Source organism: Saccharopolyspora oryzae (assembly GCF_027853915.1).
Taxonomy (GTDB): domain Bacteria; phylum Actinomycetota; class Actinomycetes; order Mycobacteriales; family Pseudonocardiaceae; genus Saccharopolyspora; species Saccharopolyspora oryzae.
Window position 1 is genome coordinate 123,293 of sequence record NZ_JAQGLA010000003.1, and the last position, 23,470, is coordinate 146,762.

Annotated in this window: 18 protein-coding genes; 12 read left to right on the forward strand and 6 right to left on the reverse strand. The window is 69.8% G+C overall.

Annotated features, from left to right (window positions below):
* The first annotated feature begins 2 nt into the window (after positions 1 to 2).
* The 8 genes from eccCb to OU415_RS03215 all read left to right on the forward strand — a co-directional run bounded on the left by eccCb (position 3) and on the right by OU415_RS03215 (position 11,716).
* A complete protein-coding gene (gene eccCb / locus OU415_RS03180) occupies positions 3 to 4,184 on the forward strand; it encodes a type VII secretion protein EccCb (RefSeq protein ID WP_270946990.1) in 4,182 nt (1,393 codons plus the stop codon).
* A 214-nt stretch (positions 4,185 to 4,398) separates the two neighbouring features.
* Positions 4,399 to 5,262, forward strand: coding sequence for a MurR/RpiR family transcriptional regulator (locus tag OU415_RS03185; RefSeq protein ID WP_270946991.1), 864 nt, complete (start codon positions 4,399 to 4,401; stop codon positions 5,260 to 5,262).
* 396 nt (positions 5,263 to 5,658) lie between these two features.
* Complete coding sequence (locus OU415_RS03190) at positions 5,659 to 6,774, forward strand: ABC transporter ATP-binding protein (protein WP_270946992.1); 1,116 nt, start codon at positions 5,659 to 5,661, stop codon at positions 6,772 to 6,774.
* A gap of 92 nt (positions 6,775 to 6,866) precedes the next feature.
* On the forward strand, positions 6,867 to 8,246 hold the full coding sequence (locus OU415_RS03195; protein WP_270946993.1) for an ABC transporter substrate-binding protein: 1,380 nt from the start codon (positions 6,867 to 6,869) through the stop codon (positions 8,244 to 8,246).
* Positions 8,243 to 8,968: a tyrosine-protein phosphatase gene (locus OU415_RS03200; protein WP_270946994.1), complete on the forward strand. Its 726-nt coding sequence runs from the start codon at positions 8,243 to 8,245 to the stop codon at positions 8,966 to 8,968. The genes OU415_RS03195 and OU415_RS03200 overlap by 4 nt, the downstream gene beginning before the upstream one ends.
* Positions 8,969 to 9,018: 50 nt before the next feature.
* Positions 9,019 to 9,855 (forward strand): phosphodiesterase, encoded by an 837-nt coding sequence (locus tag OU415_RS03205; RefSeq protein WP_270946995.1) that lies wholly within the window; start codon positions 9,019 to 9,021, stop codon positions 9,853 to 9,855.
* 3 nt (positions 9,856 to 9,858) lie between these two features.
* Complete coding sequence (locus OU415_RS03210; RefSeq protein ID WP_270946996.1) at positions 9,859 to 10,812, forward strand: carbohydrate ABC transporter permease; 954 nt, start codon at positions 9,859 to 9,861, stop codon at positions 10,810 to 10,812.
* Between the two features lie 10 nt (positions 10,813 to 10,822).
* A complete protein-coding gene (locus OU415_RS03215) occupies positions 10,823 to 11,716 on the forward strand; it encodes a carbohydrate ABC transporter permease (RefSeq protein ID WP_270946997.1) in 894 nt (297 codons plus the stop codon).
* Between the two features lie 34 nt (positions 11,717 to 11,750).
* On the opposite strand, the gene OU415_RS03220 is transcribed toward OU415_RS03215, so the two are convergent.
* The 5 genes from OU415_RS03220 to phnA form a co-directional block, all read right to left on the reverse strand.
* A complete protein-coding gene (locus OU415_RS03220; RefSeq protein WP_270946998.1) occupies positions 11,751 to 12,647 on the reverse strand; it encodes a LysR family transcriptional regulator in 897 nt (298 codons plus the stop codon).
* Between the two features lie 31 nt (positions 12,648 to 12,678).
* Positions 12,679 to 14,118, reverse strand: a complete 1,440-nt coding sequence (locus tag OU415_RS03225) for an aldehyde dehydrogenase family protein (RefSeq protein ID WP_270946999.1) — start codon at positions 14,116 to 14,118, stop codon at positions 12,679 to 12,681.
* Positions 14,119 to 14,236: 118 nt separating this feature from the next.
* Entirely contained in the window at positions 14,237 to 15,364 is a 1,128-nt protein-coding gene (locus tag OU415_RS03230; RefSeq protein WP_270947000.1) for a TIGR03364 family FAD-dependent oxidoreductase, read from the reverse strand.
* Between the two features lie 39 nt (positions 15,365 to 15,403).
* A complete protein-coding gene (locus OU415_RS03235) occupies positions 15,404 to 16,672 on the reverse strand; it encodes an MFS transporter (protein WP_270947001.1) in 1,269 nt (422 codons plus the stop codon).
* Positions 16,669 to 17,892 (reverse strand): phosphonoacetate hydrolase, encoded by a 1,224-nt coding sequence (gene phnA / locus OU415_RS03240; RefSeq protein ID WP_270947002.1) that lies wholly within the window; start codon positions 17,890 to 17,892, stop codon positions 16,669 to 16,671. The genes OU415_RS03235 and phnA overlap by 4 nt, the downstream gene beginning before the upstream one ends.
* A 237-nt stretch (positions 17,893 to 18,129) precedes the next feature.
* On the opposite strand from phnA, the gene OU415_RS03245 reads away from it, so the two are divergent.
* The 4 genes from OU415_RS03245 to OU415_RS03260 all read left to right on the forward strand — a co-directional run bounded on the left by OU415_RS03245 (position 18,130) and on the right by OU415_RS03260 (position 22,389).
* Entirely contained in the window at positions 18,130 to 19,467 is a 1,338-nt protein-coding gene (locus OU415_RS03245) for an ABC transporter substrate-binding protein (protein WP_270947003.1), read from the forward strand.
* Entirely contained in the window at positions 19,464 to 20,342 is an 879-nt protein-coding gene (locus OU415_RS03250) for a carbohydrate ABC transporter permease (RefSeq protein WP_270947004.1), read from the forward strand. The genes OU415_RS03245 and OU415_RS03250 overlap by 4 nt, the downstream gene beginning before the upstream one ends.
* Positions 20,335 to 21,135, forward strand: a complete 801-nt coding sequence (locus OU415_RS03255) for a carbohydrate ABC transporter permease (RefSeq protein WP_270947005.1) — start codon at positions 20,335 to 20,337, stop codon at positions 21,133 to 21,135. The genes OU415_RS03250 and OU415_RS03255 overlap by 8 nt, the downstream gene beginning before the upstream one ends.
* Positions 21,136 to 21,420: 285 nt before the next feature.
* Positions 21,421 to 22,389 (forward strand): helix-turn-helix transcriptional regulator, encoded by a 969-nt coding sequence (locus tag OU415_RS03260; RefSeq protein WP_333776930.1) that lies wholly within the window; start codon positions 21,421 to 21,423, stop codon positions 22,387 to 22,389.
* Positions 22,390 to 22,434: 45 nt separating this feature from the next.
* Here the strand turns inward: OU415_RS03260 and OU415_RS03265 are convergent, their stop codons facing one another.
* Positions 22,435 to 23,352 (reverse strand): SDR family oxidoreductase, encoded by a 918-nt coding sequence (locus OU415_RS03265; RefSeq protein ID WP_270947006.1) that lies wholly within the window; start codon positions 23,350 to 23,352, stop codon positions 22,435 to 22,437.
* Positions 23,353 to 23,470: the final 118 nt, after the last annotated feature.

Here is a 23,470-nt window from a genome sequence, read left to right on the forward strand (position 1 = left end):
CGATGGGCAACCGCCGCGCGCTGCTGGTCGCCACCTCCCTCTACGCCGATGCCCGCCTCCGACGGCTGCGCTCGCCGGTGAAGGAAGCCCACGAGTTCGGTCGGCTCCTGGAGAACGAGGTCATCGGGGCGTTCGACTCGGTGCTGCCGGTGCTCAACCAGTCCAAGGCCGAGGTCGAACGGCAGATGGAGTCGTTCTTCCGGGACTGCGGACCGGAGGACGAGGTGCTGCTCTTCGTCTCCGGCCACGGCATCAAGAACGACCACAACGAGCTCTTCTTCGCCGCCTCCACCACCGACATGAGGTTGCCGTACTCCACTGCGGTGCCGGCCTTCGCGGTGCAGCGCATGATTCAGCAGAGCCAGGCGCGGTCGATCGCGGTAATCCTCGACTGCTGCTACAGCGGGGCCTTCACCAGCAACGTCATCGCTCGCAGCGGTACGTCGATCGACATCGAGGAACAGCTCGGCGCCGGCGTGTACGTGATGACCGCGACCAACGAGATCGAGTACGCCTACGAGCAGGAGAAGCTCGTCCTCGACAAGCCTGTGAGCGCTAGCGCTTTCACCGCAACGCTCATCGAGGCGCTGCGGACCGGGGCCGCCGACACTGACCGCGACGGGATCATCACCGCCGAAGAGCTCTACCAGTTCGCCTTCCGCAAGCTGAGTGCCGAAGGGCAGCAGACACCGACCAGCAGCGGGGCGGGGCACGGTTCGATCCGCATCGCCAGGGCCGCGCAGCGCAGGCTTTCCGGCGAAGTCGTCGCCCCGCAGCTGAAGGAGCTGATCGCCAGGGGTGGGAGCGCATTCGTCCCGGTCGGGCTGGCGCACGAGGCCGACCGGCACCACGGCGAGATCGTGCACGTCGACCCGTTCGGCCACCACGGTCATCTCGCCGTGGTCGGCCGGTTCCGCTCGGGCAAGTCCACGCTGCTGCGGACGCTCATCGTCGGCCACTGCGAGAAGCAGTCGGCCACCGAGGTCCGTTTCCACTGCCTCGACGGCGATGGTGCGCTGGTGGGGCTGGCTCGTAACGAGCACGTCGCGGCCCACGCGATCGACGCGGACAGCGCTCGGGAAGTCCTGCGCGAGGTCGAGCAGCTCATCGCGCGGCGGAAGAACCTGTTCCACCGGTTGGGCATCGCCGACCTCGAGACCTACCGCCTGCTGCGTCGTGGTCACTCCGACCTGCTGCCGGGCGACGACCACGCCGACGTGTTCCTGGTCGTCGATGGCTGGGAGACCTTCAGCGAGGACAGCAGGGAGTTCGGTGCTGCGGTCCGGCGGATCGCCGAACGCGGGGTGCGCTTCGGGGTGCACGTCATGCTGACCGCGCGGCAGTGGGAGAACCTCCCGCACCAGGTGGCGGTCCTATTTCGGGGCTGCATCGAACTCGCCCTGGATGACCCGGCGAGCTCGCGGATCGACCCGGAGCTGTCGGCCACGCTGCCGGACGAGCCGGGCTGGGCGCTGTCCGGCAGCCAGCGGTTCCGCGTCGCACTGCCGCAGCTAGCGGACGAGCCCGGGGACATCGCCACGATCCTGGAGAACTTGCGCCGCACGCCGATCGCGATCGAGACGCCGCAGCGCGCCACCGGCGGCACGGTTGATCCCGTCGCGCTGTGGAATCTCAGCAGCGGGTTCGACGTGTACCGCGCCTGGGCGCAGCGTCCTGTCGAGGAGCGATACAAGATCGTCTTCGGTGTGGACGACTTCGGGCGTCCGGTGCAGCTGGACATCAAGGAAACGGCCTCCGGTGGGATGGGCCCGCACGGGCTGTGCGTCGGTGCGACAGGCTCCGGAAAGTCGGAGCTGCTGCGCGCCATCGTGCTCGGGATGATGGCCACGCATCCCACGACTGCCCTGAACTTCGTGCTGATCGACTTCAAGGGCGGCGCGACGTTCAACGAATTCGCGGCGGCACCGCACGTTTCGGCGGTGGTCTCCAATCTGGAAGACGACGTATCGCTGATCGACCGCATGCAGGACGCACTGGCCGGTGAGATGAACCGCCGCCAGGAACTCCTGAACAAGGCGGGCGCGAAGAACGTCTGGGACTACCGCCGGATGTGGGAATCGGGCGACGAGCGGTGCCGAGAACCGCTGCCGACGCTGTTCGTCATCGTTGACGAGTTCACCGAACTGCTGACTCAGCAGCCGGACTTCGCCGAGCTGTTCGTGATGATCGGTCGTATGGGTCGTTCGCTGCAGGTCCACCTGCTGCTCGCGTCGCAGCGGCTGGAAGAGGGCAGGCTGCGCGGTCTGGACTCGCACCTGTCGTACCGGATCTGCCTGCGCACGTTCTCCGCCGCGGAAAGTCGAAGGGCGCTCGGTGTTCCAGATGCCTACGAGCTGCCGCCGCAGCCCGGCGTCGGATACCTCAAGCAGCCTGATGGTATGGAGCGCTTCCGCGCCGTGTACGTGTCCGGCCCGGCCAGCGGGGATACCAGCGCCACCTTCCTGGACTCGTTGCTGGCCGAACTCCGCGACCAGGGGCCGCCGGCGCGCGAGATCTGGCTGTCGCCGTTGGCCGAACCTCCCGCTTTGAACACCTTGCTGCCGTCGTTGCGGCAGACCGGCGACCGGGGTTACGCGGCTGCCGGTCATGCGGGCAATGGCCAGTTGCAGGTGCCGGTGGGGCTGATCGACATGCCGTACCACCAGCGGCAGGACCCGATGCTGCTGGACCTGAGCGGTCAGGGTGGCCACGGTGCGATCGTCGGCGGGGTCGGCTCCGGCAAATCGAACGCCGTGCGCACGCTGATCGCTTCGACCGCGCTCACCCACACCCCGCATGAGGTGCAGTTCTACTGCGTCGACCTCGGCGGTGGCGGGCTCTTCGCGTTGCAGGACCTGCCGCACGTCGGCAGTGTCGCCGGACGCCGCAACGCGGATGTCGTGCGGCGGACGGTTGCCGAGCTCAAGACACTGCTGGCCGAGCGGGAAGCCCGCTTCGCGCAGCACGGCGTCGAGGGCATGAACGACTACCGGAAACGCAGGCGGCGCGGTGAGTTCTCCCATGACCCGTACGGCGACGTGTTCCTCGTCATCGACGGCTGGCGGGCGTTCCGCGAGGAGTTCGACACCCTCGAGCAGGATGTGATGAACCTGGTGTCCGAAGGCCTCGCGTTCGGGATCCACCTGTTCGTCACGGCCGCGCGCTGGGCGGAGATCCGCCCGGCGATGAAGGACATGATGCAGACCCGCATCGAGCTGCGGCTGGGTGACCCGAGCGAATCGGAGATCGAGCGCAAGCTCGCGGTGAAGGTGCCGCAGGGGCGGCCGGGTCGTGGCTTGCATCCGTCGAAGCTGCACTTCTTGATCGCGTTGCCGCAGGTGAGCGACGACGTCTCCGACGGTGTCGCGGACCTGGTGAACCGGGTCAAGAGCTCGTGGAAGGGGCGCCCGGCGCCGCAGGTCCGCCTGCTGCCGGATCTCCTGCCGCACCAGCAGCTGCCGCGTCCGGAGCAGCAGCCGAACCCGAAGCTGGTGCCGATCGGCATCAACGAGGACGGTCTGCACCCGGTGTACCTGGACTTCAACGCCGAGCCGAACTTCTACGCGTTCGGCGAGCGGGAGTCGGGCAAGACGGCCCTGCTGCGCACGATCGTCCGGGGCATCACCGAGCGGTACACGCCGAAGGAAGCGCTCATCCTGCTGGTGGACTACCGGCGCACGATGCTCGGCTTCCTCAACACCGGCCACCTGCTGGAGTACGCGGTCGGTGCGGACCAGCTCAAGAGCAACGTCAAGGATGTGGCGGGGTCGCTGAAGAAGCGCCTGCCGGGTCCGGACGTGACGCAGGAGCAGCTGAAGAACCGTTCCTGGTGGAAGGGTCCGGAGCTGTTCGTGATCGTCGACGACTACGAGCTGGTGGCGCCGCAGGGCAACAACCCGCTGGCTCCGCTGGCGGAGTTCATCCCGACGGCCAGCGATGTGGGTCTGCACATCATCCTGGCCCGCAACTCCGGTGGTGCGGGTCGTGCGCTGTACGAGCCGCTGATCGGCAAGATGCGCGAGACGTCGGCCCCGGGTCTGGCGATGAGCGCGAACAAGGACGACGGCCAGCTGGTGGCGAACATCAAGTCGCGTGCGCTCCCGCCGGGTCGCGGTACCTTGGTGAGCCGCAGCCTGCGTGGTGGCCCGCAGATGATCCAGACGGCGTTCATCCCGCCGGAGTGAGTCTTTCGGCGTTCTCGGGCGGAATTCCGGGAAGGTCAGGTCGGCCAGTCGCGGAGTTCGTGGAGCAGGTCAGGAAGGCACCTCGACGACGACGCCGCCCGCCGTGGCACCGACGGCGGACCGCCGTGCTTCTCGCCGCGCGGCTGAGGTGCGCCTCGTCTCGAAAACCGCGCTGGCGGGTGGTTCAGCGCTGCCCGCTGGTATTCATGTCGTCATGAACGACCAACCGGTTGGTGGGACGCTCGCGCGGATCAGGGCGACCTTGCCCGCCCTGCTGCCCAGCGAGCAGCGGGTCGCCGAGGTGCTGCTCGCGCGGCCCAAGGAAGTCGTCGACTGGTCGGTCGCCGATCTGGCCGCCGCGGCCAGCACCTCCTCGGCGACCGCGGTGCGCGCCTGCCAGCACCTCGGGTTCCGGGGTTTCCAGCAGCTGCGGCTGCTGCTGGCCCGCGACATCGGTGCCGGGGCGCAGCAGGCCGAACCCGAGTTCTCGCCGGAGGATCCGCCGGAAGCCGTCGCATCGGCGGTGTTCAGCGCGGTGAGTTCCGCCGTTTCCGCCGGCATGAGCACCATCGACGCGGATGCGTTGGCGCGTGCCGCGGATCGGATGACCGCTGCTCGCCGGATCCTGTTCGTCGGCAACGGCGGTTCGTCGTTCGTCGCGCAGGCCGCGGCCTTCCGGTTCGCTGCCGCTGGTTTCCCGGCGGACGCCCCGGTGGACGCGGTGACGCAGCAGATCACCGCGCGGTTGCTGGCTCCGGAGGACCTGTGCGTGGCGGTCAGCTCCAGCGGGGCCAACGAGTTGACGGTCCGGGCCGCTGAGGCGGCGCAGAAGGCCGGGGCCGGGATGATCGGGGTGACGGGTTTCGCGCGGTCGCCGCTGGCCTCGGTCAGCGACATCGTGCTGGTGACCGGAACCGCTCCGCCGGTGGCCGAGCCCAACGTGCTGTCCGGTCCGATGACGCAGCTGGCGCTGCTGGTGTCGTTGCAGATCACCGTGGGGTTCCGGCGCGCGGACCGCTCGCAGGAGGTGCTGGAGGAGGTCTGGCGGATCGTTTCGCCCGATCTGCGCCGAAGCTGACCGACGCCTGCTCAATGAGGGTTTTCCATCCTCGTTCTGCGTGGCGGTGCGGGTAGCGGAACCTCAGCGCCCGCCTGGACTCCGGTTGCCCGACTTTATGTATGCCAATACACGGCAGTCGGGCCGTCCTCGCCAGGCGAACGCTGAGAACCCGCGGCGGTGCGAGCTGCGAGGGTGGGTTATGCGCCTGCGGCGCATGCGACCCGCACAGGGCGGTACCGGTCGTGCTTCGCGGTCGCAGTCCGAGCAGGATGAAAAAGGCTCAATCCTGGCCGAGCGGATGGATCCTGCTCGGCTGCCGGTCATCTCTCGTTCACGGAGCTCGATGAGACTCCCCGTGTAAGCGCGTTACTCAAGATCCACCGATCTGTGGAACGCGAATTCATAGGAGGAGTCGTGGGACGGATTCGCCTCGAGCGGCTGGGGCGGCGCTTCGGCGCCGTCGCGGCGGTGGACGGCATGGACCTGGAAATCGAGCACGGAGACTTCCTGGCTCTGCTCGGGCCGAGCGGCTGCGGGAAGACGACCCTGTTGCGCATGATCGCCGGGCTCCTGCCGCCCAGCGAAGGGCGCATCCTGGTCGACGGCGAGGACGTGACGGACCTGCCGCCCAAGCGGCGCGACCTGGCGATGGTCTTCCAGAGCTACGCGCTCTACCCGCACCTGACCGTGGCGAGCAACATCGGCTTCCCGCTGCGGATCCGCCGCCGTCCCCGCGCCGAGGTGCGGGAACGCGTCGCAGCGGTCGCCGCTCAACTGGAACTCGGCGGGCTGCTCGACCGGCGCCCCAAGGAGCTCTCCGGCGGCCAGCGGCAACGGGTCGCGCTGGCCCGCGCGCTGGTGCGCGATCCGAAGGCGTTCCTGATGGACGAGCCGCTGTCCAACTTGGACGCCAAGCTGCGCACCGCGACCCGGGTCGAGCTGGCCGCGCTGCACCGGCGGCTCGGATCCACCTTCATCTACGTCACGCACGACCAGGTCGAGGCCATGACGATGGCCACCCGGATCGCGCTGATCAACGGCGGTCGCCTCGAACAGGTCGGCACCCCGGCGGAGGTCTACGACCAGCCCGAGTCGGTCTTCGTCGCCGGATTCCTCGGCGCACCACCGATGAACCTGCTGTCCGCCCGGGTGGCCGCCGGGGACGAGCGCGTGCGAGTCACCGCGCCCGGGCTGGACGTCCCGTTGTGGCGCGGGACGACACCGGAGCAGGAGGTGGTGCTCGGGATCCGTCCGGAGCACCTGTCCTTCGCCGCGCTGACCGAGGAACCCGGCGAACGCCCGCTGCTGCGCGGAGTGGTGCGGGCGGTGGAGAACCTCGGCAGCGAGGAGGTGGCGATCTGCGACGTGGGCGGCACGGACGTCGCCGTTCGAGGTCCTCGTCCGCTCGGCGTCGTCGCCGGAGAAGCGGTCGCGCTGACCGCCGATCCCCACCGGATCCACCTCTTCGACGAGCCCACCGGCCGACGGCTGGTGTGGCAGGACGACCCGGTGCCCGTCAGCGCTTCTTGAGAACCCGTTCGACGAACTCGCTGAAAACCCTTGGCACGGCCCCAAAGGCGGCCAACGGCGCCGCAGAACCCCCCGAACAAGGAGAACCGAGAGTGAGAAACGCACGCCGGTCCGGCGTCCTCGGCGCGATGCTGGGCGCCGTGGTGCTGCTGGCCACCGCATGCGGTGGTCTGGGCAGCACCGCGGCGGATTCCGGTGCCGCCGAGATCGCCCCCGAACTCGATCCGAACCAGCAGGTGGACATCACCTTCGAGAGCTACAACCTGGCCACCGCGGGCGCGTGGACGGACACCATCAACGGGCTGCTCGCGGAGTTCCAGGCCAAGCACCCCAACATCAAGGTGCACGGGCAGCCCCCGCAGGGCGCGGCCGGCAGCAACGCCGGTGCCAACACGGTCGCCAGCGTGCAGAGCCAGCTCGTGGTCGGCAAGGCCCCGGACGTCGCGCAGCTGACCTTCGGCGATCTGGACTACGCCGTGCACCAGCTGCGGCCGAAGGCGCTCGACGACATCGTCGGCCGCGACGCGGTGCAGGCCCACTTCGAAGGTGCGCACCCGGTGCACCCGCGGGCCCGGGAGCTGGCGAAGCTGGACGGCAAGACCTACGGCATGCCGTACGTGTTCTCCACGCCGGTCCTCTACTACAACGCCGACCTGTTCCGCCGCGCCGGGCTGGACCCGGACAAGCCGCCGACCACCTGGGCCGAGGTGCAGCAGGCCGGTCTGGCGATCAAGAACAGCACCGGGACCCCCGGCGCGTACCTCGACTGCCTGACCAAGACCTCGGGCGACTGGTGCCTGCAGGGCCTGATCCGCTCCAACGGCGGCCAGGTGCTCTCCGCCGACCGCAAGTCGCTGACCTTCGCCGAACCGCCGGCCGTCGAAGCGATCTCGATGGCCCAGCAGCTCGTGAAGTCCGGGGTCACCCCGGACCTGACCCAGGCGCAAGCGATGGATGCGATGGGCCGCGGGCAGCTCGGCATGTTCCTGGAAACCAGTGCGCTGCAAGGGAGCTTGCAGTCGCAGTCGGCGGGCAAGTGGGAGCTGCGGGCAGCGCCGATGCCGTCCTTCGGCGGCAACCCGACGGTGCCCACCAACTCCGGCTCCGCGCTGTTCGTGATGTCCGACGACAAGGCCAAGCAGCGGGCGTCCTGGGAGCTGATCAAGTTCCTCACCAGCGACGAGGCGTACCAGGCGATCTCCTCGAAGATCGGGTACCTGCCGCTGCGCACCGGCCTGGTCGACGACCCGAACGGGCTCAAGCCGTGGGCCGACCGGAACCCGCTCATCCGCCCCAACCTGACCCAGCTGGACCGGCTGGAGCCGTGGGTGTCCTTCCCCGGCGACCACTACGTGCAGATCCGCGACCTGATGCTGCAGGCGGTGGAGAACTCCGTCTACCGCGGTCAGGATCCGCAGGCGACGTTGTCCGAGGCCCAGCGCAGGGCCACCGAGCTCATGCCGCGCTCATGAGCGCGGCGACGCAGCGGCACGTGCCGCTGACCGGCACGCACAACGTGCGCGACGTCGGCGGCTACCCGACCGCCGACGGCCGGTCGATCCGCTGGAACACGCTGATCCGCGCGGACGCGCTGCACCGGTTGACCGACGCGGGACGGGCGCACTTCGCCGAGATGGGCTTGCGGACCGTTCTGGACCTGCGGGAACGCGCTGAACGGGAGCACGCGCCGGACGCGTTCACCGGACCGGATCCGGTGCAGCGGTGGGTGCCGATCTTCGCCGAGCGGTTGGACTCGGCGGCGATGGGCCTGCCGGAGATCTACCGGCGGATGGTCGACGACTTCGGCGACCGGCTCGTGCTCGCCGTGCGGGAGCTGGCCCGGCCGGGCGCGTTGCCCGCGGTGGTGCACTGCAGCGCCGGGAAGGACCGGACCGGTGTCGTCATCGCCCTGGCGCTGTCGGTGGCCGGGGTGGCACCGGAGGTGATCGCCGAGGACTACGCGATGACCGGCGAATTCCTCGGCGCCGAGTACCTGGCCGACATCGAGCAGCGGATGGCCGCGATCGGCCTCTCCCAGCAACCGCGCGACAACGCCGTCGCCTGCCCGCCCGAACTCATCCACGACACCCTGACCCGCATCACCGGAAAGCACGGCACGGTGCGGGACTTCCTGCTCGCGCACGGCGCGACCGGAGAAGAACTCGAAGCACTCCGCACCGCGCTCGTGTCGTGAGCGCGAAACCCGCGCTCACGATCCCGCGCAAGTCCCCGAGGAGCCCGGAAATGTCCTTGCCCCGCCACACGATCATCCAGATCAGCGACACCCACATCGTCCCCGAAGGCGACCTCCTGCACGGCCGCGTCGACACCGCGGAGAACCTGACCTCGGCCCTGGAAGACGTCGAGAAGCTGTCCACCCCGCCGGACGCGGTGCTGCTCAGCGGAGACCTCGCCGACACCGCGGACCCCGCCGCCTACCGCCGGCTGCGCGCGATCGTCGAAGCCTTCGGCGAGCGCACCGGGATCCCGGTGCTGTACGCGATGGGCAACCACGACGAGCGAGCCGCGTTCCGGGCGGGCCTGCTGGACGCCGACGGCGTCGAACCGTACGACCACGTCCGCATGCTCGGTGACCTGCGGTTGATCGTGCTGGACAGCACGGTGCCCGGCAAGCACCACGGCGAGCTGACCGAGGAACAGCTGTCCTGGTTGGCCGACGAGCTCGCCACGCCCGCGCCGGGCGGCACCGTCCTCGCCCTGCACCACCCGCCGATGGATTCGCCGATCCCGCTGATGGATTCGGTCGCCTTCCACGGCACCGCGCAGCTGGGCGAGGTGTTGCGGGGCAGCGACGTGCGGATCGTCGTCAGCGGCCACGCGCACTACCCGTCGGCCGGCCTGCTCGGCGGCGTGCCGGTGTGGATCAGCGGTGCCAGCGCTTACACCCAGGACGTGCTGATCGAGCAGAACGGTCTGCGCGGGGTCGTCGGCGGCGCCTACACCCGCATCGACGTGTTCGAGGAGACCGCGATCGCGACGTCGGTCCCGATCGGCGCCCGCGAAACGGTCTACGAGATCACCATCGAGCAGCTGAAGTCCTACATGGAGCAGGAGAGCTGACACGTGCTGGTCCCGGTCGCCCGACCGGCGGCACCAGCCGCGGAGAGCCGGCCCGCCCGGCCCTCCGCGGCGCGGCGGCTGCGCGGTCTGCTCCCACCGCTGCTGTACCTGGCCCCGGCCCTGGTCTTCCTCTACGCGTGGACCTACCGGCCGCTGGCCCAGACCTTCCAGCTCTCCTTCTACAACTGGAACCTGCTGCCCAGCTCGCCGATGGAGCCGGCGGGCCTGGACAACTACGCGCGCGTGCTCCAGCTGCCCGAGATGGGGCAGGCGGTCGGGAACACGCTGATCTACATGGCGGCGCTGCTGCCGTTCACGGTGCTGCTCCCGATCGCCGCGGCGCTGCTCGCCCGGCGGATCCGGGGCCGCGCCCGGACCGCGTACCAGGCCCTGATCTTCGTGCCCACGCTGGTGACCCCGGTGGCCGGGGCCGCGGTGTGGCGGTGGTTGCTGGACCCGAACAGCGGGCCGGTGAACCAGCTGATCACGGCGTTCGGCGGCGAGGCGGTCAACTTCTTCCGGGAGCCCGGTGCCGCGATCACGGCGATCATCGCCATCTCGGGGTGGAGCCTGCTGGGCTTCGCCACCCTGGTCGTGTCCGCGGGCCTGGCCGGGATCAACGACGACTACGCCGCTGCCGCGTCGCTCGACGGGGCCTCCCGCTGGCAGACGACGCGGTGGATCACGTTGCCGCTGCTGTCGCCGACCGTGCTGTTCCTGGTGCTGATGACCACGCTGCTGTCGGTGCAGATCACCTTCCCGCTGATCGACGTGCTCACGCAGGGCGGGCCGGACGGGACCACCACGAACGTCTACTACCTGCTCTGGGAGTACGGCTTCCGCAACTTCGACGCGGGCTTCGCCGGCGCCGCCGGAACCGTCTTCTTCCTCTCGTTCGGGCTGGTGGCGGTGTTCTTCGTCTGGCTGTCGAACAAGTTGAGCTTCTACGACAACTGAGAGGTGTGAGATGCCGCTGACCGTGATGGCCGCGCCGCACGCGGCCGAACGACCTCCCGCGCGGGTGGCGCGGCCCGAGGACGGCCCGGTGGGGGAGGGGAGCCGGGGACGTTCGGTGATCGGGCACCTCGTGCTGATCGCGCTGGCGATCGTGGCGGTCTTCCCGGTCTACTGGATGTACTCGACCTCGGTGCGCCCGCCGTCGGACGCCCTCGGCCAGTCGCTGCTGCCGTGGCCGCTGTCGTTGGCGAACTACGAGTACGTGTGGCAGGTCATCCCGATGGGGAAGATGCTGCTGAACACCTTCGCGGTGGCGGCGGCGTCCAGCCTGGCGCAGCTGCTCGTGGCGCTGCTGGCGGCCTACGCGTTCGCGGCGTGGGACTTCCCCGGGAAGGGGCTGCTGCACCTGCTGTTCGTCGGCGCCTGGCTGGTCCCGTTCCAGGTCACGATGATCCCCAACTACGTGTACCTCTCCCAGCTCGGGCTGCTCAACACGCTGGCCGGGGTGGTGGTCCCGACGGTGTGCTCGACGATGGCTGTCCTGCTGCTGCGCCAGCACATCCAGGCGTTCCCCCGGGAGCTGCTGGACGCGGCGCGGATGGACGGCCGCTCGTCGTGGGGGACGCTGTGGACGGTCGTGGTGCCGAACCTGCGCCCGGCGTTGGCGTCCATGTCGATCCTGCTGTTCATCTCGGCGTGGAACGAGTACTTCTGGCCCGCGCTGGTCCTGCAACGCACGGACTCGGTGCTGCAGATCGGCGTGCGCAGCTTCCTGTCCGCCGAAGGCGACAACTGGGGCGCGGTGATGGCGGCGTCGGGCCTGGCCTGCCTGCCGATCTTCGTCCTCTACCTCCTCCTGCAACGCCAGGTCGTGGACGCCTTCGTCCGCTCCGGCCTCCGCTGAACGCCTGTCCTTCCCACTGTGCCGAGCGGGAAGGTCAGGTCGGCCAGTCGCGGAGTTCGTGGAGCAGGGCCAGGAAAGCCCGTTCCGCTGCGGACAGGAGGCGGTCCCGGCGGTAGCCGATGACCACCGGGCGGACCGGTGGTTCCGGACTGACGTGGATCACGGCCAGTTCGCCTTCGCGGACCTCGTGCGCGACCGCGTGCTCGGAGATGAGCGAGACGCCCAGGGCGGCCATCACTCCCTGCTTCAGGGTTTCGGTGCTGGACATGTCGATCGGCTCCAGCGCTTCCAGTCCCCAGTGGACGATCGTTTCCTCTTGCAGGCGGCGGGTTGCCGAGCCTCGCTCGCGCATGAGGAACCGCTCGCCGGACAGGTCGCGCGGGGTCGCCCTCGCCCCGGCCAGGGGGTGGTCGGCCGGGGCGATGAGCACCAGGCGGTCGGAGAACATCGGCTCCACCACCACCTGGTCGGCGTCCGGGCGGTCGGCGAACACCGCGATTCCCACCTCGCCGTCCAGCAGGTCGCGCAGGACCTGCTCGCCGTTGCTGGTGCGCACCGCGAAGCGCAGGTCCGGGTGGCGGTGGTGGAAGCGGGCGATGAGCCGCGGCAGCAGGTAAGTGCCGACCGTGCTCGTGCCGCCCACCACCAGCTCCCCGGCCTGCAGGTTCTTGACCTGCTCGATCGCCGCCACGGCCTCGCCTGCCAGCAGGAAGATCCGGCGCGCGTAGTCGGCGAGCACCTGCCCCTCGGTGGTCGGCCGGATGCGCGCGCCGGACCGGTCGATCAGCGTCGCCTTCAGCGACTGCTCCAGCTGCCGGACCTGGTTGGACACCGAGGGCTGGCTCATGAACAGCTGCTGCGCCGCTGCGGAGAACCCGCCGCAGTCCACCACGTGCAGGAAGATCCACAACCGGTGCAGGTTGAGCTGCATCCTGCCACCTTCGGCGTGCGGTGCTCGGCGGTCAATAGCTGATGCACGCCGACCGCCACTCGGTGTAGAAGTCCCACACCTGCGGCGAGCACTCCGGCGGGCCGTGCTGCGACTGCTTGGAACCCACGTGCGGCAGGTGCGCGTAAGCGCCGACGCCGGGCCGGTTGACGTGCAGCATGCCCGCCTCGAAGCGGTCCAGCGCGGCGAAGATCCGCGACTGGTCGCGGGTGCAGATCGTGCCGGACATGCCGTAGCGGACCGAGTTGGCGATGCGCATCGCGTCGTCGAAGCCGTCGGCGGCGATCACCGACAGCACCGGGCCGAAGACCTCCTCCTGCGCGATCTCGGCGTCCCACGGCACATCGCGCAGCACCGTCGGTTCCACGTAGTAGCCGTCGGGGAGATCCGGCGCGGCGTTGCCGCCGCAGACGACCTTCGCACCGTCATCTTGGGCCCTGGCCACGGCCGCCAGGCACGCCTGCAGCCGGTCTTCGTTGACCACCGGGCAGATGTCGCTGGCCGGATCGGTGCCGGGACCGACGCGCATCGCCGAGACCCGCGCGGCCAGCCGGTCGACGAGCTCGTCGAGGATCCGGGAGTCGGCGACGACCCGGCTGGTGGCGCTGCAGCGCTGTCCGGCCTGGCCGAAGGCGCCCTTCACGATCGCGTCCACGGCCACCTCCAGATCCGCGTCGTCGAGCACCACGACCGCGTTCTTGCCGCCCAGCTCCAGCTGCGTCTTGAGCAGCCGGTGCGCGCCCGCGCGCTGGATGGCGGTGCCGACCGGGACCGAGCCGGTGAACGAGATCCCGGCCACCGCGTCGTGCGCGACGAGGGCTTCGCCCACCGGCCGATCGCCTTGGACGAGGTTGAGCACGCCCGGCGGGAGTCCGGCGTCGGCGAAGACCTGGGTCAGCAGTTCGGCGGTCAGCGGCGTCAGCGGCGACGGCTTGAACACCGCGGGGCAGCCGGCCAGCAGCGCCGGGGCGACCTTCCACATCGGAATGGCCAGGGGGAAGTTCCAGGGCGTGATCAGGCCGACCACGCCGATCGGGCGGCGGAAGGTGAACGCCCAGGTGCGCGGTTCCTCGGCGGGGGTGGTGACGCCGTTGAGCCGCCGGGCCTCGCCGGTGGTGAAGTCCAGGACGGCCAGCGACCGCTGCACCTCGCCGCGGGCTTCGGAGAGCAGCTTGCCCTGCTCGCGGGTGATCGCCCGGGCGAACTCCTCGCCGCGCTGGTCGAGCAGGCGCCACGCCTCGCGGAGGTGCTCGGCGCGGCGGATCGGTCCGAGGTCGTGCCAGCCCTGCTGGGCGGCTCGGGCGGCCTCGACCGCGGATTCCACGTCGACGCCACCGGATTCGGCGAACTCGCCGATGACGTCCGAGGTGTCGGCCGGGTTGACGTTCGGCCGGGTGAGCCCGGTTTCCGGGGCGACCCACCGGCCACCGATGAAATTCACGAATTCGGGCATGGGAACTCCACTTCCGGATGATCGCGGTCCGAGAGGCCAGTGGCACGCATGAAGTCGGGCACCGGGAGTCCAGGCGGGCGCTGAGGTTCCGCTACCCGCACCGACCCCCGAAATGAGTTCAAGGACAGGCGAGGACTTCTTCGGCGAGGCCGAAGGAGAGGGTCATGCCGGCCCCGCCGAGACCGTTGACCACGGTGACGTCGGGTTCCGGATGGGCGATGAGTTCGGTCCGGCCGTCGGGGAGGGACGGGTAGACGCCGTGCCAGCGCTCGGTGATCTCCGGGCGCGGGACGGCCGCGAAACCGTTGAAGTAGTCCAGGATCGCGCTGTTGACGTCTTCGCGTTCGAACGGGTCGTGGGTGTCGGCGTAGTGGTGCGAGTCGCCGATGGTGACCCGCCCGTCGGCGGTTTGCGACACCAGCACGTGGATGCCGTGCTCCAGGTGGAACGGCAGCTCCTCCGCGAACCGCTGCCGGAGCGGGGCCAGGGACTCGCAGTGCGAGAACGCCCGGTAGTGCAGCAGGGTCAGGCCCGCGCACAAGGTCGGCCCCAACGCCCAACCGCCGGGCTGCGGGGCGGTGCGCATCATCTGCAGCTTGCAGCGCCGGATCCCGGTGCGCTCGAACGCTTCCGGGTACAGCGCCTGGAACTCGTTGCCGCTGCAGACGAAAACCCGTTGCACCCGCCAGTTCCCGGCGGTGGTCTCGACGGTCGGCATCGAGATCCCGCGCACCGCGGTGCCGAACCGGACGTCGACGCCGAAGTCCCGCGCCAGCACCTCCGCAACGCCCGGGATCGTCTGCCGCGGGTCCACGTTGATCTCGGTCGGGCTCCACAACGCCGACAGCAGCCCGTCCTGGACCACGACGTCGCTGCGCTCGGCCACCTCGGCCGGGGTGAGCAGCCGGCAGCCTGCGTCCCGCGCGCCCGGGGTGGTGGCCAGGAACTCCGCCAGCACGTCCTGCTCGTCCTGGTGGTGGGCCAGGTGCAGGGACCCGACGTCGGCGTGCCACAGGTCGGCGCGCTTGATGACGTCCAGCCAGATCTCCCTTGCGCGAAGCGCCCTCTCGTAGGTCTCGGTGGGCTGGCCGATCGGCCACAGCAGCCCGAAGTTGCGGATCGAGGCGCCGACCGCGCGCTCGTCCCGGTCGAACAACACCACGCGCGCGCCCCGCTTCGCGGCGGCCAGGGTGTGCGCCAGGCCGACGATCCCGCCGCCGACGACTGCGACATCTGCTTCGTTCACGACTAGCTCCTCCCACGCGGAATGCCTTGTCCTGAAGCCCTATTCGGCGGGTCGTTGGTTCCAGCGGGGGACGAGGACCAGACCGGCGAGCAGCGCGGCCCCGGCGAAACCGAGGAACAGGCTGGTCCCGCCCAGGTATCCGGGCAGCAGGCCGCCGAGGATCGCCCCGACCGATCCGCACCCGTTGACGAACCCGGCGGCGGCACCGGCCCGCGCCGAGGTCCCGAAGTCCACCGCGGCGACGCACGAGATCATCGCGTCCGCGGCGTAGGCGGTGAAGCCGATGACGGCCAGCACGGTCACCATCAGCCCGACGCTGCCCGACGCCGTCAGCGGGATGAACAGCGCCAACGCCACGACCAGCGCGGCCAGGCTCAGCACGCACGGCGGCATGCGGCGCGCGGCGAACAGCTTGTCGGAGATGAAGCCGATCGCGATCGGCGCGAGCAGACCGGCGACGCCGAAGGCGACCGGGATGACGACCGCTTCGAACTTGCCGACGTCGGGGATCCGCTCGGTCACGATCACCGGGCCCCACAGCAGGATCGCGTACCGCGCGGGCTTGAGCAGGAAGTACGCGAGCCCGAGCGTGCGCACGTTCCGGTCCCGCACACCGGTGAGCAGCGCTTCGCGCAAGCTCGGCCGCTCCTCGGCGGGCACCGCTGCCTCGTCGTGGGAATCGAGCCCGACCTGCGCCGGGTGGTTGCGCTGGAAGACCGCGAACGCGATCAGGACGATCACCAGGACGCCGGCCCCGGCGAGGAAAGCCACCCGCCAGTCCGACCAGAGCGTGTAGGCCACCCAGCCCACGAACGGGCTCGCGACCAGCCCGCCGAAGGCGTAGTTCGTGCTCCACAAGCCGAGCACCCGGCCGCGCTGGTGGCTCGGGAAGAAGCTGGACACGTTCTTGCACAGCGACGCCCACCCGGTCGACTGCGCGAGGCCCTGGACGATCATCAGCGGCAGGAACAGCGCCACCGCGGGCACCAGTCCCATGAACATCGCGGCCACCGCGGACATGGCCATCCCGCCGAGGACCACGACCCGCGGCCCCCACCGGTCGGCCAGCGATCCCCAGACGAACTGCCCGACCGCGTAAGCCGCCAGGTAGGCCGCGTCGAGGTCGCCGAGGACCTGCTTGGTGAGCACGGTGTTGACCGACGGGTCGTCCAGGATGCCGACCTTGGCCGCGGAGAACGCCTGCCGGGTGAAGTAGAAGGCGGCGTAGGCGATCCAGGTGATCGCGAAGATCCGGAGCTGCCAGCGGCGGGTCCGGACCGCGACGGGGGTTGCGGTCGTCGTCGTCATCTGTCCTGCCTCCCCAGGTTCAGCGCGACCCAGTAGGCGTCGAAGTTGCGCAGCCGGTGCCCGTCGGGGACCTGCACGGGCCGGTTGATCAGGAACGGCACCTCCTGCTCGGTCAGTCCGCCGTGGGAGCGCAGGTGCCCGTCGAGCTGCGTCAGGTCGTGGCGGTCCGGGCTGGTGCCCAGCGCGGTGTTGCGGTCGCCGATGACCACCAGCTCGCCGATCCGGTCGGCGGGCAGCTCGAAGGCCTCGCAGGCCTCCTCGCGGCGCAGGACCTGCTGCACGCCGGGGACTCCGGCGATCCGCCCGGCGATGGCCGGGACGTCGGCGTCGGCGGGCAGGTGCACGGTCGCGAACGACCCCAGCGCGCCGTGGTGGACGGTGTACGGATCGGTGATGGGCAGCACGACCCGCCCGCCCGGACCGGCCAGTTCGTCGAGGTAGACGACGTTCGGGGCGCCCCCGGCGGTCTTGGCGTTCATGCCGTGGTCGGCGGTGATCACCAGCACCGCGCCCAGCTCGTCGAGCCGCTTGAAGTAGCGGTCGAGCATCGCGTAGAAGTCGTTGGCGACCGGGGAACCCGGCGCGTGCTTGTGCTGGATGAAGTCGGTCAGCGACAGGTACATCAGGTCGGGCCGGTCGCGTTCCAGCAGCGCGACCCCGGCGGCCATCACGAACTCGCTCAGGTCCGCGCTGTACACCGAGGGCAGCGGGCGTCCGACCAGGTCGAGCACGTCGGTGATCCCGTTGTCGGCGGTGGTGGCGCGGTCGGCGTGCTCGGCGGAGAAGCACACGCCCTTCTCCAGGCCTTCGCCCAGCAGCCGCCGCAGCTTGTCCTTGGCCGTCACCACCGCGACCTTGGCGCCGATCCGCTCGAACTCGGCGAAGATCGTCGGTGCGCGCAGATAGCGCGGATCGTTCATCATCACTTCGGAATCGGATTCCGCGTCGTAGAAGTAGTTCCCGCAGATCCCGTGCACCGCGGGCGGAACCCCGGTGGCGATGGAGATGTTGTTCGGGTTGGTGAACGAGGGCATCGTGCACTCGCCGACCAGGCTGGTGCCGTGCTCGGGGAGTTCGGCCAGATAAGGCATCAGACCTGCGGCGATGGCCTGCTCGTGGTAGTCGGCCTCGCTGCCGTCGATGCACACGACCACCACCGGTGCGGCGGGGGCGCGGTAACTGCGGCCGTTGACTTCCAGCACGTCCGAAGCAGCGTTCATCGATGTCTCCAATGGGTGGGAAGTGGTTGCGACGGAAGGACTTTCGCGTTGCGCGGAGGGGAATTCCGGTGGTGATTACTTCTTAACAGCGCGGCGAACCGCCGGGAACCTGCGTTGTCGCTATGGGGTCCATAACCGATCGTGCAAGCCGGTCGCGCACCCACACGAATGGCCCATTGACCTGGGATGCGGCAGATCAATAGCGTCAGCAATCGTTTTCCGGAGGGGGGATTCGACGTGACTCGCCCGCGAGAGGGGATCAGCCGGCGGTCGTTCCTGGGCGGCGTCGGCGCCGCTGCGCTGGCCGCTCCGGCGCTGGTCGGGTGCGGCCCGTCGCGCGATCCGAACGAGATCACCTTCTGGAACTTCTACGGGCCCGGCGGGCAGCAGAAGTCGCAGAGCGACTGGTTCGTGCAGCTGGCCGAGGAGTGGAACGCCACGCACGACATCAAGGTCCGGCTGCGCTACATACCGACCAAGGACTACACCTCCGGCCCGACCCTGCAGACCTCGTTCAGCGCGGGCGCCGGACCGGACGTCTTCCTGCTCAGCCCCGGCGACTTCCTGCGCTACCACAACGGCGGCGCGCTGCTCGACCTCACGCCGCACCTGGCACCGGAGGTGCGCGCGGACTTCCTGCCCGAGGTGCTGCAGACCCGGCTGGTCGGCGACCGGATCTACGGCCTGCCGATGGAGATCGAACCGCTCGCGCTCTACTACGGCGAAGCGGCGATGGAGCAGGCCGGGCTCGCCGAGGGCGACCTGCCGCGCACCTGGGACCAGCTGATCTCCGTCGCGGAGAAGCTGACCACCCCGGACCGGTTCGGGCTGCTGCTGGAGACCAACCCGGGCTACTACCAGAACTTCACCTTCTACCAGGCGATGTGGATGGCCGGGGGAGAGGTGTTCACCCCGGACCAGCGGCGCGCGGCGTTCAACGGCCCGGGCGTGCACGCGGCGCTGCAGTTCTGGCAGGACACCGTCAACGCCGGCGTCGCCCCGCGCCGGGTGAAGGGCTCGGGCGGCAACGACTCGATCTCCAACATCGCCGACGGCTACTGCGCGATGCAGCAGCTCGGCGTCTGGGGCATCGCCGAGATCGCCGAGCAGGCCCCGGACTTCCGCTACGGCGTCGTCCCCATGCCCAGTCCGACCGGCGGCGGCTACACCACCGCGCTGGGCAGCTGGGCGATGGTGGCCAACGCCAAGAGCGCGAATCCGCAGGCCGCGGCCGAGTTCGTGGTGTGGGCGCTGGGATCCACCGATCCGGCGTGCATCGAGCGGATGCGCCGCTGGAACACCATCGCCAAGACGAACCTGCCGCCGCGCTACTCGGTCCAGCGCGCCGCGCAGCAGCACGGGGCCTTCGACCACGGACCGATGCGGGTGTTCGCCGAGGAAGTGATGGCCGAGGCGCGACCGGAACCGCGCTACCCGCCGGAGATCTACCGGGCGATCTCCGACGCGGTGCAGTCCTGCCAGCTCGACGGAGGTGACCCGGTGGCCTCGGCGGAGGCCGCGGCAGAGCAGATCGACACGTTCTTGTCCACCTACGACGGAGCGCCGATCAATTGAGCGACCGACGACGATCCGACGCGGCGGCGGCCTTCGCCTTCCTGGCCCCCGACGGCATCGGGCTGCTGCTGTTCATCATCATCCCGACGGCCCTCGCGCTGGTGGTGGGGCTGTTCAGCGTCGACGGCTTCGGCAACGTCGAGTGGGCGGGACTGGACAACTTCCGGCTGATGGCCGGGGACGGGCTGCTGTGGCGCAGCTTCGGCATCACCGCGCTGTACGCGGTGCTGTTCGTGCCGCTGGCGTTCTTCGCCGCGCTCGGGTTGGCGCTGCTGGTCAAGGACCACTTCCCCGGGGTGGGCGCGGTGCGCGCGGCGCTGTTCCTGCCGAACGCGGTGAGCCTGGTGGTGATCGGGCTGCTCTGGCAGTTCCTGCTCACCGACAAGACCGGCGCGCTGGCGAAGCTGACCGGCCTGGACGGGGTGTCCTGGCTGGGCGATCCGAGCCTGGCGCTGGTCACGCTGGTGCTGATCAGCGTGTGGTTCCTGATGGGCTACCAGATGCTGATCTTCCTCGGCGGACTGCAGGACATCCCGCGCGAGTACTACGACGCGGCCACTGTGGACGGTGGTGGTCCGTGGCAGCGGTTCCGGCACGTGACCTGGCCGATGCTGCGCCCGACCAGCTTCTTCGTGCTGGTCACCTCGACGATCAACGCGGTCACCGGGATGCAGGTGTTCGACCTGGTCTTCGTCACCACCTCCGGCGGACCGGCCAACGCCACCACGACCGTCGTCTACTACGCCTACCAGCAGGCGTTCCAGTTCGGCCGGTTCGGCTACGCCGGGGCGATCTGCGCGCTGCTGGTGGTCGCGCTCGGCGCGGTCACCTCGGCGATGTTCGCCCTGACCAGGGGAGGTCGGTTCGATGCGTAGGGTTCGCGGGCGCGCGATCGCGGCCTACCTGGTGGCGTTCCTGGCGGTCGCTCCGCTGCTGTGGTTCCTGCTCAGCGCCTTCCGGCCGGAGGAGGAGCTCTACGACCTGGGATGGCCGAGCACGCTGACGCTGGACAACGTGATCTACGTGCTGACCGAGGTGCCGTTCCTGCGCTACCTCGCCAACAGCGCGTTCGTGGCCATCACCGTCACGGTGATCGCCCTGTTCCTGCACTCGATGGCGGCCTACGCGCTGGCCCGGATGTCGTTCCGGGGCAGGGGATTCGCCTTCGCCTCGGTGGTGGCCACGCTGCTGATCTCGCTGCCGGTGATCCTGGTTCCGCTGTTCATCGTGGTGCGCGGGCTGGGCATGGTCGACACCTACGCGGGCCTGATCGTGCCGGGCCTGTTCAACGCCTTCGGCATCTTCCTGCTGCGCCAGTTCTACCTGGGCGTGCCGCGCGAGCTGGAGGAAGCCGCGCACCTCGACGGCTGCGGCCACTGGCGGATCTACTGGCACGTCGTCCTGCCGCTGAGCCGCCCGATGCTGGCGGCCCTGGCGGTGCTGTTCTTCCTGGCCAACTGGAACTCGTTCCTCTGGCCCCTGGCGGTGGCCCAGGACGAATCCCTGCGCGTGGTCCAGGTCGGCATCGCGTCCCTGCAAGGCCAGTACGCGTCCAAGCAGCACTACGTGACAGCAGCGGCGGTCCTCGCAGCGCTCCCCACGGTCCTGGTCTTCCTCCTCGGCCAACGCTGGCTGGTCGCCTCCCTCAAGACCACCGGCCTGCGCTGACCAGTCCCCGACGACGCAATTTCAATGGAATTTCGACCTCCAATTTCCATTGAACTTGCGGAAATCCTCCACAGGTGACCCGGGTTGTCCCCACCTCCCGACACGCCGGTGTCCCGACACGCCCGGGTGTGCAGTTTCAATTGAAACTGTGATCCGCCGTGGGTGGGATCTGCAGTTTCAATTGAAACTGTGGTACTGCACCAGCCAGGCGGAACCGCAAGGTCGGCACTGCGGCGTGGTGTCGGTGCGCCGGGGTAGCTTCGCCGCGGGTGAGGAGGTGGCCGGGTGCGGGCGTCGCGGTTGGTCTCGTTGTTGTGCTTGCTCCAGGTGCGGGAATCGATGACCGCTCCGGAACTCGCCCGCGAGCTGGAGGTTTCCGAGCGCACCGTGGCCCGCGACGTGCTCGCGCTGGCCGAGGCGGGAGTCCCGGTCTACGCCGAGCGAGGCCGGGCCGGCGGGTACCGGCTGCTGGGCGGCTACCGCTCGAAGCTCACCGGACTGCACCAGGCCGAAGCCGAAGCGCTGTTCCTGTCCGGGGTGCCCGCAGCGGCCACCGGGATGGGACTGGAGGAGGCGGCCGCGGCCGCACGGCGCAAGGCGTCGGCCGCCCTCGCACCACCGTTCCGCGACGCGCCGCAGCGCGTGGGCCAGCGCTTCCACCTCGACGCACCGCGCTGGTTCCGAGCGGCCGAAACACCCGAGGTGCTGCCGGAGCTGAGCCGCGCGGTCTGGTCCGACCTGAAGGTCGCCGCGTCCTACGCGCGCGGGAACGAGGTGGTGCGGCGCGAGCTCGAACCGCACGGACTCGTGCTCAAAGCCGGTGTTTGGTACGTGATCGCCCGCCACGGCCAGCGCTTCCCGAGCTACCGCGTGGACCGCTTCCGCAGCGTCGAGGTCAGCGGCGAGGGGTTCGCGCGGGCCGAGGACTTCGACCTGGCGGCCTTCTGGGAGGAGAAGTCCGAGGAGTTCGCCCGCTCCCTGCTGCGCGAAACCATCGACATCCGGGTCAGCCCGTCCGGCCTGCGGAAACTCTCCGCGGCCACCGATCGCTTGGGCGCCCGGGAAGCCGAAGCCACGGCAGGCGAACCGGACGCCGAGGGCTGGGTGACCACCCGGCTCCCGGTCGAATCCCTCGACATCGCCTACGACCAGCTCCTCGCTCTCGGCCCGGAGCTGGAAGTCCTCGCCCCGCCAGAACTCCGCCACCGCTTCGCCCAGGCCGCCCGCCGCCTCACCGCGCTCTACGACTCGTGAGCGGCGGCGGTGGCACTTACCACCGCCGCCGCTCACGAGTCCGGATCAGCGGTAATCGGCGGGGTCGCCCGGTTTCCCGACCCACTCGACTTCCTGGATGTAGCGCCAGGCGTCCGGCTGGGAACCGTCGATGTCGGTGAAGCCGTAGGTCTTCGCCAGGTGCCCGCTGGACAGCGACTGCGTGTTCCACCGCGCCACGTCCGGATCCGCTGCCAGCGCGACGACCGCGCGGCCGACGTAGGCCGGTGACTCGGCGATCCCGAAGCCCTCGGGGGCGGTGGTGGATTCCCGCCAGTTCTCCTCGGTGACGCCGAAGTGCTCCAGCATCATCTCCGAGCGCAACCAACCCGGCGTCAGCGACACCGCCGTGCCGCCGAACTCCCGCAGCTCCTCGCCCTCCGCGCGCGCCAACCGGTGCATGGCCGTCTTCGCGATGTCGAAGAACGCGCCGCACTCGCTGCGGTAGTACTGCTCGTGGACCTCCGCGGTGCCGTCGGTGAGTTCCACGACCAGCCCGCCCGGCTGCTTGCTCAGCAGCGCCAGGGCGAAGTGCGCGGTGATCATGTGCGCTTCGATGCCGACCCGCAGCCGCCCCAGGCCCTTGTCCAGGTCCTGCTCCCAGATCGGTTTGCCCCAGTCCATCAGGTGTTCGCCGCCGAGGTCGTTGACCAGGACGTCCAACCGCCCCTGCTCCGCCTCGATCCGCCGCACCAGGTCCCGGACCTGCTCGGGGTCGGTGTGGTCGACCTGGACCGCGATGCCGGTGCCGCCGGCCCGGGTCACCAGCTCGGCAGTGTCCTCAATGGTCTCCGGCCGGTCGTAGTCCGAGCGCTGCGCCCGCGTGCTGCGCCCGGTCCCGTACACGATCGCACCGGCCGCCCCCAGTTCCACGGCGATGCCGCGCCCCGCGCCGCGGGTGGCTCCGGCGACCAGCGCGACCTTGCCGTGCAGTTGTCCTGCCATGCCTCGATTTCCTCCAGCTCCAGCGAATCGGTCGAGCTCCGACCGTGGCACCGAATCCGGACACCTCCGGTCTGGATTCCGGCGCGCGTCCGGGTGTTTCGGCCGCCGCCCGCCGCCG